We start from the raw sequence: 11,319 nt of genomic DNA, 5'->3' as shown, positions 1-11,319 counted from the left end.
AGGCGCGACTCTCATCGTGGCGCGGGGCATGCCCCAGATAGACGCCGGATAGATTTAAGCAAGCCAACCACTTCACCCATTAATCAGTATTGCAAAAATGGGGGTGACCATAGATTTTTATGCGTGCGCCAGGCATGGCGCACGTAATGGAAAACGGGCCAGAAAGGCCCGTTTCATCCCAATGTTTCCAGGGCAAAAGCAACCATATCCCCACCGCTTTCGCGAGCATTTGCGCTGTTTATCGAGTGGTTGCGCAGGCATTAAAAGTCAAAAGATCGCAGCCTGCGGCAGCTCCTACGGGTTTTGCGTACACGCGCAAAATGACGGTCGCAGCGGACCCATGTAGGAGCTGCCGAAGGCTCGGTCCGCGTTCGGACCTTCGGCAGCCCCTACAGATATTTCGTTATATGTGTTCCCCCGGAATTCCGTGAAGAACCATTTTTTTGTCATGGCTTACATCCAAGGTCAAGCGCGCGATCAGACCAGCCTTTTTCCGGTTTCGCTGGAGGATTTAATCCCTGAGGATCACCTCGTTCGCGTGATTGATGCCTTCGTTGCCAAGCTCGATCTCATACGCTTGGGGTTCGACAAGGCTGTGCCCAAAAGCACAGGCCGCCCCTTGAAGCCGAATGCCAGCGCAACATCGAAGTCATGTGGTTACTCAACCGCCTCAAACCCGATTTCAAGACCATTGCTGACTTTCGCAAGGACAACAAACAAGCGTTCAGTGCAACGTGTCGGGTCTTCGTTCAGTGTCATGGCAGTCACCTTTTATCGCGTTGAGGTTGAAGTACCGACCGCCTGACGATACGGACAACCCACATGAAAGAGACCTGTCAGAAATATCAGTCATCCAGAACCAATCGAAATAAAACGCGGAAACATTGTGGTGTTTTGTAAAGCACTTCCCCAGCAGAGAGCTCCACTCATCGGAAATCCAGCCCATCCTGTTATTTCTGACAGTAGTCAATCAACTGTTCAAGGCCTTAAATCACTCTGTTCCCTTGACCAACCGGAGTCATGACCATGGCCGTTACCCCCTCGAACAGTTCATTGCTTACCCCCGACGATGATGCAAATCAGTTAACGATCAGTAACATTGTTGATCCAAACAACGTATCCATCATTAACAAAATTACCTATCAAACATCCTTCAAGATTAGCGGCATCAACGCCGAACGGAACAGCTTAGTCTGGATAATGAACGGTAATGACAAACTAGATGAAGCGACCAGTGATAGTGCCGGCGAATGGGAGACACGGCTGCTCGATGCGCCGAAGTTCGATTGCTACAGCGTGTTCGCTGAAGGCCGATGGGCTGACCAACCTGTGTCGCCAAACAGAAGGTTTACCGTGGCTACCAACACGCCAATCATCAACTCGGTACACGCCGATGGAGAGCAGATTGAGGACAATGACACCATCAGCGCTACAGAAGTCACCATCAACGGCAGTTCGATCCCGAACCAGGATGCCGAAGCGTTTAATGGCGATATTCCACTCAAAACGGAGCTAACCAATGCTTGCGGAGTATGCACTTTCAAATTGGAAGATCTGGCACCAGGCCCTTACATCATCACGGTCAAGGCCCCCAATGGAAACGTGTCGACGCCCCCTTTCAGGTTCACGGTGATTGAGGAAGGTATCGAGCCGGTAACCCTCGACAAAATCACCAACGCTGCCGGCACCGTGATTCCAGATAATTCCACGACAACCGAGACCTCCCTGTTTGTGGAAGGCGAAGGTGAAAAGGGTGCGAAGGTTGAAGTATTCAAAAAGGGTGAAACGCTGGGTGAAGCGACTGTGGATCCTGTAACCGGTCGCTACAGACATCCTACCGGCCTGCTGACCGATGACACCTACGCCTTCACCGTCACAGCAAAATACACAGGTGGCGGCGAGGCTGGGCCCTACACGGTTACCGTGGAAGCTATCAAAAAGCCGGTAACCCTCGACAAAATCACCAACGCTGCCGGCACCGTGATTCCAGATAATTCCACGACAACCGAGACCTCCCTGTTTGTGGAAGGCGAGGGTGAAAAGGGTGCGAAGGTTGAAGTATTCAAAAAGGGTGAAACGCTGGGTGAAGCGACTGTGGATCCTGTAACCGGTCGCTACAGACATCCTACTGGCCTGCTGACTGATGACACCTACGCCTTCACCGTCACCGCAAAATACACAGGTGGCGGCAACGCCGGGCCCTACACGATTACCGTGGAAGCAGCCACCACCGCACCAACACAAACCCGTATTTATGATGTCGACGGGAGGGTAATTGCTGATGGCGGCGACTTAAACGCGAGCTGGTTTGTTGCCAGGGGCTTCCATACGCCGAACAGTGTGGTCAAGATCAAGCTCAATGGTGTTATCCAACCACAATCAGAGCTCACCAACGCTGAGGGTAGATGGGCCTCACTCCAAAATGAATTGACAGTCGGGAGCACCTATGAAATTAGTGCCCTGACGGAAGATGAAAAGGCTGAGTCCAATAAATGGACCGTCGTTGCCCGAGCCCCTTCCAAAAGCTAAAAAACTCGCAGCAAACAGAACAAAAAAACCGCTTATATAGCGGTTTTTTTGTTTCTCACATTTTAAAATTGGTAGTTCACGCCAAAGGTGACGGCCACGGGCTGTTCGATATTTTTGCCCTTGGCATAATCGACACCGACATCAAAACGCAAATTCTCAGACCACGAAGCTGTCAACCCGACACCGGCTTCAAAACCGGTGCCCGCAAGGTTGGTATTGATCGAGTTTCCATTGACCCGCACGTTGTTGTCGTTCGATGCAAATTCATGGACTACCGCTACCCGCCCGTATGGACGCAGCTGAGTATTACCCAGGTCGATGCTTCGACCGGCCATGACGCCCAGCTTTGTGCGCAACGAGTGCGTGCGGTCACCTTCGGCTTCCATGTCGTTGTCCAGGTGATAGTTCTTGCCCTGGATGACTGCCGCGGATACCTGGGCAGAAGGTTTGGCGAACCAGCCATCCCCGAGGTCAAAATTTCGGCCGCCTTCTACGATCGCACTCACCGCCGAGTTGCTGTAATCGCCTTCGGCACGCTTGCCATCGCTCATCCTGACTTTGGACTCATTGCGGAAATGGTTGAACTTCAGGGCGCCATCAACATAGTAGCCAGTGTCGCGATTCAGCCAGCCAAAATAGGGGCCGAAGTAGTAACTGTTGACCTCGGCCGAGGTGCCGCCATTGAGATCCAGATCGGACTTGCTGTAACCCGCCAGCATACCGACCGTCCAGGGACTGTCACCCAGCCGGGTGTCGGCGCCCATAGTGAAACCCTGCTGCTGTTGACGATAACCCACACCCGACGAACCGTCGTCAACGTTCCACTTGTTGCCATACGACCGTACCCACAGACCATGGCGCCTATCGTCCGCCTGCAACTCGCTCATGCGGTTTTCCAGCGACTTCAACTCGCCATACGACACGGTAAGGGCTGTCTGAAACAGGGCCGCCAGCGATTGCGCACCGGGCGTGAGCCGGGTGGTAGGGTTCAGGTAATACTCAGTGTCGCCCGTTGCGTTGGTCCTTTCGGCCAAATCGTACTCAAATGTCCCCACATCGACCCGGCCTCCCAGCAAAGCAAAAGCTGCCTGGTTATTGGCGATCTGCACCAGCGTCAACTGTTGAGGAGACGTCGCGTCCTTGCCCGAAGCATTGACATCCAATTCGTAGCTGCCGGTCGCCGTATCGGCTTTCAGCAAGTCGCTTTCACCGGTCTGGAAATTGCCCTGCATGGCAATGATGCCGTTGCCGGCAAGCGTACCGACTTCGAGCTGACGATTCGCACGCTGCGCGCCAGGCGCACCGAAATTGACGAGACCGTCGTTCATCGACAAATTGTCGATGCTGTCATTGTCGACCATGGTCAGGCTCGACTGGTTGAGCGTCAGGTTGCTGTTATTCAAGCGCCCGGTGAACGATGAGCCAATGTTCATGGTGGCACTGGCGGTGGAGCCGTTTTCACGCAGGATGTCCCCCACCATCGAGGCCCCGTTGAACGAGAGGTCGACGCTACTGTTCTGCAGGACCTGCACGTTGCCCTCCAACGCACTGCCGACGACATTCATCGCCGCGGTGGAGCCGCCTTGTACTTTCAACAGAGTCCCATCAGCCGCCCGCAGAACACTGTTGTTCTGCACCTGAATCGTCGCGCCTTGGACGCCGCGTTCCACCAGGATCGCCGGCCCGCTGCGACCTTCTACGGTGGAGTTGTCCAGCAACAATGTATTGGTGCCCTGGCCGCCGGCGTCATTGGTCATCCGTACACCTGCGCTGTCGCCGCTGATCAGCGTGCCCGCCAGTGCACGTACATCACCGCCGCGACTGTCCAGGCCGACGCTGCCGGCATTGGTGCCTCTGAGTTCGCTGTTTACCAGCGTCAATGTACTCAGACCGGTGGCCAGCGCCCCCGTCTCACCACCGTGGAATGTGCTGTCGGTTACGGTGACAGTCGAGCCTTGAGTGGCTGAGTTCGGTCGACTGACCCATAGCGCACGGGTGTCAGCAGTGACAGTCGCCGATCGGAGGGTGGCCTGACTTTCACTCACCAAAATTCCGTGAGAGCCCCTGTTGCCGCTGACGATGGCGCCGTCGATATTCAAGGTCGACCCGGTCTGGATGGTCAAACTTTGAGTCGTTGCACCCACGGCATTGAGTACGCCGCCATTTTCCACTACATAGTCACTAAGTGGATCTGCCGGACCTATCGTCTCGTTTTGGCCTGCGCCGATAATGATCGCCGCCATGGCTGAAGGGCTTGCCAAAAAAAATGCTGGCAACAATGTCAGCACTTTGAATATAGTTACGGTCGCGGGTTTATTTGAGATTGGGTTGTCGAAGCTCATGGGTTTGTCCTTTCGTCTTCTTGTCTCCTGCAAAGAAGCGGAGAACGTTGAGAGCTGCGGACGATACAGAGACCTCCTACAAAAAAATGTAGGATTAATCTCTGATCGCGTAAGAAAAAACCGATACAGGCTTTAAACAAAAAAAGAACGTATACCCGGTGCATCGACACCGGATATACGGGATGCACTCAGCAAGGTTTCACTTGCCGATCAAGCTTGTCGGATCGGTCACATCAGCCAGCTCGCAAGTATCCTGCCCCCTACTCATGTTGACCCGGACAACGTCACCCTTGGTATAAACGCTCTCCTCCTCGATAACGACGGTATAGTCCGCTCGCCCCCAACCAATACGTGTCGCAAGCAGATATTTATACGGAACATACATATCAAAGCCATTGATGGCCTGCTCTAAATTCGGGGTAAAAGGCACCTCGACTTTAGATCCAGGAATAATGTCCGCTTCAATAGCTTCATTGGTCGGGTAACCACCGTAGGTCAGTGTAACTTCTAGATTTGCCATTCTCGTATCGCCAGGAATACGAACAACTCCCACTACACCGAACGTCGGGTGCTTTCTCAACGAACTGCATACAACTCCGTTTCTGGGATCTGTGTGTAAATGTCTGAATCCGGCCGCTACCAATACGATTGGCGTAGTACGGACAAACCCAAGTGCCACCGGAGAGTGCGCCTCATTAAAGTTAAGATCATGTTCGACATAGACCTGAATTTGCGTGGTATCGTCATCTGACAACGTATTAAGCCAGGACCAAGGAAGTTCCCATTCTATTGGTTTTGATGGATCTTCGGTGTCATCCAGCGGATGAACCCACGGAGTCGGCGATGGACGGCCATTTAGCGTAAACCGGGCTTTATCGCCTTTTTTGAAAAGAGTATGGAACTCCAAAAACCCTTTAACAAGACCACCATCTTGTTTATCGGCTGCCGTCAACCTGTTCCTCACAGCGCTTTTCGGCCCCTGAAACCATGGTTCCAACAAACTCGGGTCCAGAAAACTGGGGTTGGAAGGATCAATCGGATTAGCCGGCTTCCTTACGTCAAGCCAGACAAGCCTGGTAATCGGATCCGTTGGAAAAAACTTGTTCCCGCGTTTGATTCTGTATCCCAACTCTACTTGTCTTCGTCCATGCCCCTGCGCAACAAGCGCCGAGTTAGCGAGGTTATGCACGGAAGGGAACCCAGCCATAGAGAACTCTGGCTGCGCTACCCCATCGATGGATATAACCAGTTTATCCCTCGCAGTGCTAAAGTTCGGATACGAATTTTCAAGACCAGCACCGACGCGATCAATAAATTGTTGTATTTCAAGAGTATCGTCATCCTCGTCTACGATTTGAGGAACGTAAAGCGGTGCTGCAACAACCGGCCTAAGCTCCTTGAACACCGAAACATCCGTAAGTGCCGAAGGCGTAGCTGGCACGCCGGGGTAATTTTCCCCTTCGCACCAAACAATATATTCCCCGTCAAACCCATTGACGTGCGCAGCAGTTAAACCGAAGACCATCGGAGTGCCTAAATTAGCGTCGATAACCCTGACAGACCCGACTTCTGTCTTAACGTCTCTACTGGGTCCAATAAAGCACTTAACCAAATCACCCAGTTTTTTGCCTGTGTAATTCTGGTACGTCAGCGGAACAGTCTTGCCCCCCTCAAAGTCTTCCGGACCTATACCATAATCCTTCACAGACTGTGGCAACTCTATCGTTTTATCAAGGTTTGGCGCAATTTTATCGACCATATATTCACGTGGAATTACGGTCGCAGGATTACCACCAAAATCCAGGGTATAACTGACTTTTCGCAGTCCGCTACTATCCTTACTTGCCAGATGAAGCGTCATTGGAATCGGCGCTGTAGTAATAGGCGTTTCTTCGTCGAACTTGTGCTCAATTGCATCCTCGGTTCCATCTACCGTCATTCGAATAACGACGATGAGCCCCGATGGATCATGTTGATCAGCGAACTCCGGAATATCGAAGTCGAGCGGCTGGTTGAAATAAGCATAGGGAAGATATTCCGGGCCATCGGCTATCAAAGCTGGTTTAAATGGATTAGCGACCCCCGGCACAGGGGCATTCAGATCAACAAGTTGGATACTTGATCGAAATGCCCGATATTGCGCCCTGTCTCTGCCATTAAATGGAAAGCTTTCTTTTTTGGACATTTTAATACTCCTTTGATGTTGAGCGTTATTGCCCTGACGTTCAGTTATCGCAATGCCAGACGAAGAGCGCGGACACTGATTACTCGCCTTACATTGATGAGTGCTTCACTCATCTCGATGTCTTGATTTAAAGCCAGTCACGCAAGACTGACTACTGTCAGAAATTACAGGTTTTGCTACCGTTGGTCGGGCACTTCCCTAAACGACGCACAACAAAAAGCCCGCCATCCCTTACATAGGGATGGCGGGCTTTGTTGTTTAAGGTTTCAGGTCACACGGTATCCACCTTCAACGAATGATCATTGAGCATGCCGTTGATAATGGTCGCCGTGTCATGCCCGCCCGCGATCACCCCACCCGCCCCCGGCGTTACACCATAATGGCTGGCCAGGTTGACGCCGGCCAGGTCGATGGTCTGGTTCGGCGCGGCGCCGGCCATGGCGCTGACGTCGATGCTGGTCACCGTCGACGGCCCGCTGCCGGTGACGGTGAAGTGCAGGTAGTCATCCAGTGAAGCCGTGGTGCTGCTCTCCCCTTGCAGCAGCTGCGACAGGTCGAGCTTGTCGGTGCCGGGGGTAAAGTCGGTGATCACGTCATGGCCGCTGTTGCCCTTGAGCCACTGGAAGGTGTCGGCCCCCGTTCCGCCGGTGAGGGTGTTATTGCCCAGGCCACCGATCAGCCAGTCATCGCCACCCCCGCCGTTGAGGATGTCGTGGCCCAGGCCGCCGTTGATCACGTTGCTGTTGTTGTCACCGGTCAGGATGTCGTTGAAGTTCGAACCTGTGAGGTTTTCGATACCGGTCAGGGTGTCCGAGCCCGCGCCCAGGGTGTTCTGCGCAGCGAGCAGGTTGAGGTCGACCGTCACTCCGGCGCTGGCATGGGCGTAACTGGCCGTGTCGATGCCCGTACCGCCGTCGAGGGTGTCATTGCCTGGGCCGCTGAAGAGCAGATCATTGCCGGCGCCGCCATGCAGCTCGTTGTTGCCGGAGCCAGCAGTCAGCACATCGTTGCCGTCGCCGGCATTGATGATGTTGTTGCCCGTGCCTGCCACCAGTACGTCATCCCCGCTGGTGCCGGTGAGGGTGTGACCGTCCTGATAGCTGATGGTCAGGTTGGCCGAGTCGCTGCCGCCATGGTTGTCGTTGGCGGTGTAGCTGCCGTGGTAGTCCGGGGTGACGTCGGGTGCCCCGGCGTAGTTGACGGTCATGGTCAGCTGATAGTCTTCCGCCGCGTTCGTATTGCCGTTACCGGTGTTGGTGATGTTGGTCAGGTGGATCTGGTAGATGCCATCCGCGCTTGCGGTGATGGTAGCGCCATCGGCGATGCTGACGAACGCCCCGCCGTTGAGCGAATACTCCATCGTGACGTGCCCGGCATCCAGGTTGTGATCGAGGTTGAGCGTCTCGCCTTGTTTCAGCTTGACCGTGATGAGGTCTTCATTGTTGCCATTGGAGTTGTTCGCGGCGCCCAGATAGCCACTGATCACCAGCAGCGCCGTCATGGTCGCCGTGTTGGCCGCAAAGGCATTGCGCACGTCCGCCAGACTCTGGTTGGCGGGGTTGTTATTGGTGCCGGTGAAACTGATCGCGCCGGTGCCGGTGAAGTCCGCGCCCTTGGCTATCCAGCCAGTGTTGAACGAGGTTGGTGTCGCCGAGAGTTGATCGCCATTGGGGTCGGTGTCGTTGGCCAGCAACAGTTCGCCCGGTACCACGACGGTACCCGAGAGCACATTGGTGATGACGTTATCATCGGCGGCCACTGGCGGTGCATTGGGTATGACTTTGACCGTCAGGGTGGCGCTGGCCAGGTCGCCGTCGTTGTCGCTGGCGGTGAATGCGATATTTTCAGTGATCAACACCGACGTGGTTTTCTGCGAAATGTAGGCGTATTCACCGGTGTCGAGATTGATCTGCAAGTTACCGCTGTTGTTGGTGGCAATGCTCAACGTGTTGTCCACGGTGTTGAACGTGCCGTGGTTGAGCCCACCACTGAAGCTCAGCGAGCCCTGATTGCTGTTGCCGCTCGGATCGTAGGTGTACGTGGTGCCATCCACCGTGACGGTTTTGATGAAGCCGCCATCGGCACCGAAGGTACCGCCCTCGCCCAGCAGCGAACCGGTGACCGGTGCGCCGATCACGGTGCCGGACAGCACCGAGTTGAGCTGGTTGAGGTCGGTCACTATTACCGCATTGGTGTCGGTGTGGCTGCTGCCGTCATAGGCCAGTGGATTGAGGTTGGCGTTGCTCACGCCACTGCCCAGGCCGATCGCGTAGTTCTTGATGTCGTTGGCATCGAGGAAGGCTTTCAGCGCGGTCTCGTCGGCGGTGCCGATTTCCTGGCCGGTGGTGGGCTTGCCGTCGGAGAAGAAGTAGCCGACGTTTTGCGCCCCGGTGAGTTTGCCCGAGGTGTTGAACGCGGTCTGCATGGTCACCACGGCCGCGTCGTAGTTGGTGCCGCCGTTCGCGATGAGGCCGGCCAGCAGGGTCTTGGCGGTCGCGACATCGACCCACACCGAGCTCATGTCGGTGGCGCTGCTGCTGAAGGTGACGAGCTGCACTTTCACATCGCCCAGGTCGTCGTATTTATCCAGCAAGGCACTGATGGCCTGCTTGGCCAGATCCAGGCGCGACAGGTTCGACACGCCGGAAGGGTCGGCCATGCTGCCGGAGACGTCGAGCACGATCAGCAGGTTGGAATCGATCTCCACCGCCGCCACCGAGCGATCCGTTGCCACCGCCCTGGGCACGTCATCGACAATGTTGACCACGATGGTGCTCGTACTGCTATTACCCAGCGCATCGGTGGCCTTGTAGGTGAAGCTTTCACTCAGGCTGTTCGGCCCGTCGTTGGCGTTCGGCGAGGTTTTCGGAGCCGAGGTCAGAGTGTAGGTGTAGCTGCCGTCGGGGTTGAGCAGGATTTGCCCGTAGGTGCCGGTGGCGCTGCCGACCAGGGTGTAGGTGACCGCGCCACTGGCACCCGATACAGAACCGACCAGGGTCCCGGACGCGGTTTCGCCGGTGTTGCCCGGGTCGCTGCCGGTGACCGTAGCGGCGGTCAGGTCCTGGCCGTCCTTGCTCAGGTCGAGGGCTTTTTCGTAGACCGTCACGTCGCTGTCGGGGTTGGCCTTGATGATGCTGTTGGCCACGTCGATAGTGATGATGGTGGTGCTTTCATCGCCATCGGAGTCGCGCACGGTATAGGTGAACGTATCGGTCGCCCCCGCATCGCCGACCGAACCCGGGTTGCTGTGATACACCGCGTTGCCGTTGGCATCGAGGGTCAGGTAACCGTAGGTGCCGTTGATCTGATTGCCGAGCCCGCCGATGGCCGACGTCGAGGTATTGCTGCCGGCGCGTACGCCGACCACCGTCGCCGGACCATCGGCGCCGCTGATGTCGTTGCCCAGCACACTGATGTTGACCGTTCCACCCTCCGTCACCGACGACGAGTCAGGTTTGGCGCTCGGCAGGTCATCGATTATGTTGACGTTGATCTGCCCGGTCGCACTGTCGCCGTCCGTATCGGTGGCCACGACGTTGAAGTTCTCGGTCAGGCTGTTGGCGCCGCTGGCCGTTGGATGGGCTTCGTTATCGTTGAGGGTGTAGCTGTAGCTGATCACCCCGGTGGCGGCGACGAACCCGGTGATGGTCAGGGTGCTGCCCAGTGGCGTGACGGCGGTTTGCGGGAAGCCTGTAACCACACCACCGCTGACCACGGCGATGCCGCCCACGGTCAGGGTTTGCAGGCCATCGAGGGCGGTGACGGTGAAGGTGCCGTTCTGGGTCAGCGCCGGTGCGTCGGGGTTGCTGCCGTCGCTGAGGTTTTTCTCGAAGACGGTCAGCTCGCCGCCGCCAACGTTCAATCCGCCGATTGTGGTCGAGTCATCGTTGTTGTGGATCTGCAGCACCAGGTTGGCGGTACTGCTGTCGCCATCGGCGTCCGTCAGCGTATAGGTGAAGGTTTCGGTGCCGTCGCCACCACCGTGCAGGGCTATGAAATCGGCATCGCTGGTGTTCAGCGTGTAGGTGTAGGTGCCGTTGGCATTCAGCACCAGGGTGCCGTAGGTCCCGGTGAAGGTCCCGGGGGTGATCGGCCCGGCGTTTTCCCCGAGCGTTACGCGGTCGGCGCCTTGCACATCGTTGCTCAACACATTGCCGCTGAGGGTTAGCAGGGTTTCCGAGGCGGTACCGGCATGGCTGTCGTCCACGCCACTGGGCAGGTCGTCGACGATGTTCACGTCGAGGCTGCCCGTGGCGGTGGTGC

General features: G+C 56.0%; 4 protein-coding genes and 1 pseudogene. 2 read left to right on the top strand and 3 right to left on the bottom strand.

The window, feature by feature from the left end:
* Positions 1 to 448 precede the first annotated feature (448 nt).
* Together KW849_RS30855 and KW849_RS30850 are read left to right on the top strand one after the other, a co-directional pair.
* Positions 449 to 753: pseudogene (locus tag KW849_RS30855) on the top strand (transposase); the annotation flags it as partial.
* A 273-nt stretch (positions 754 to 1,026) separates the two neighbouring features.
* Entirely contained in the window at positions 1,027 to 2,529 is a 1,503-nt protein-coding gene (locus tag KW849_RS30850) for a hypothetical protein (RefSeq protein WP_218433881.1), read from the top strand.
* Between the two features lie 62 nt (positions 2,530 to 2,591).
* Here the strand turns inward: KW849_RS30850 and KW849_RS30845 are convergent, their stop codons facing one another.
* From KW849_RS30845 to KW849_RS30835, 3 genes are all read right to left on the bottom strand, one after another.
* The gene (locus KW849_RS30845) at positions 2,592 to 4,871 is read right to left on the bottom strand and encodes an autotransporter outer membrane beta-barrel domain-containing protein (RefSeq protein WP_218433880.1); all 2,280 of its coding nucleotides are present in this window, start codon (positions 4,869 to 4,871) and stop codon (positions 2,592 to 2,594) included.
* A 199-nt stretch (positions 4,872 to 5,070) separates the two neighbouring features.
* The gene (locus KW849_RS30840) at positions 5,071 to 7,056 is read right to left on the bottom strand and encodes a hypothetical protein (protein ID WP_218433879.1); all 1,986 of its coding nucleotides are present in this window, start codon (positions 7,054 to 7,056) and stop codon (positions 5,071 to 5,073) included.
* A gap of 271 nt (positions 7,057 to 7,327) precedes the next feature.
* Positions 7,328 to 11,319, bottom strand: a 3,992-nt coding sequence (locus KW849_RS30835; protein WP_218433878.1) for an S-layer family protein, incomplete at its 5' end; no start/stop codon positions are given.

This window comes from Pseudomonas sp. PDM26, assembly GCF_019219185.1.
Classification (GTDB): Bacteria; Pseudomonadota; Gammaproteobacteria; order Pseudomonadales; family Pseudomonadaceae; genus Aquipseudomonas.
Note: the sequence above shows the minus strand (reverse complement) of the source record. Positions and strands in the feature narration are given on the sequence as shown.